Source organism: Bradyrhizobium sp. GCM10028915 (assembly GCF_042666195.1).
GTDB classification, from domain to species: Bacteria; Pseudomonadota; Alphaproteobacteria; order Rhizobiales; family Xanthobacteraceae; genus Bradyrhizobium; species Bradyrhizobium canariense_D.
Genome location: NZ_JBHTFN010000034.1, coordinates 1 through 933, shown reverse-complemented (window position 1 = coordinate 933; position 933 = coordinate 1). Strand labels below are relative to the sequence as shown.

At 67.7% G+C, this 933-nt stretch carries 1 protein-coding gene; it reads left to right on the top strand.

Annotated features, from left to right (window positions below; translation table 11 throughout):
- Positions 1-42 precede the first annotated feature (42 nt).
- On the top strand, positions 43-933 hold an 891-nt coding region (gene istA, locus ACFQX9_RS16715; protein WP_377789607.1), incomplete at its 3' end, for an IS21 family transposase.

Sequence of the window (933 nt, the reverse complement as noted above, 5' to 3'; positions counted from 1 at the left end):
GCTTTGCGAAGGGGACCCTGGATGCCGACGGAGAGGCTTGCGATGCGCCGTGTGCGCGATGTGATCAGAATGAAGGCGGCCGGGCTGCCGAGCCGCGAGATTGCACGACGGGTGGGCGCGGCGCCCTCGACGGTGCGCCTGGCGCTCCGGCGGTTCGAGGCCGCGGGCTTGAGCTGGCCGTTGCCAGACGACGTCACCGACACGGTTCTGGAACTTCGCCTGTTCGCGAAGACCGGCAATGGCAACCGTCAGGGTCACCGCCGCATCGCCGAGCCCGACTGGGCGACCGTGCAGCGCGAGCTCAAACGCAAGCACGTGACGCTGTCGATCCTGTGGGAGGAATATATCGCCACCGAGCCCGGCGGATACCGGTACTCGCGCTTCTGTGAGCTCTACCGCGCCTGGGAGGGCCGCCTGTCGGTGACGATGCGCCAGGCCCATGCGGCGGGCGACAAGTTGTTCGTCGACTATGCCGGCGATGGCGTGCCGGTGGTGGTCGACCGCCTGACCGGTGAGCGCAGAACGGCGCAGATCTTCGTCGCCGTGCTCGGCGCATCGAGCTTCACCTACGCACAGGCGACGTGGACGCAGGGGCTCGCCGACTGGATCAGCGCCCATGTTGGCGCCTTCGCGGCGATCGGCGGCATACCGGCGCTGGTGGTGCCCGACAACACCAAGGTCGCGGTCATTAAGGCGAGCCTGTATGACCCGCAGATCAATCGTACCTACGCGGAGATGGCGGCGCATTACGGCACCGCCATCTTGCCGGCGCGGCCGCGCAAGCCGCGCGACAAGGCCAAGGTCGAGCAGGCCGTCCTCATCGTCGAGTGCTGGCTGCTCGGCCGCCTGCGCCATCGCACCTTCTACAGCCTGGCCGAGGTCAATGCGGCGATCGGCGAACTGCTCACGAGGCTGAATGAGGAACGGCCGATC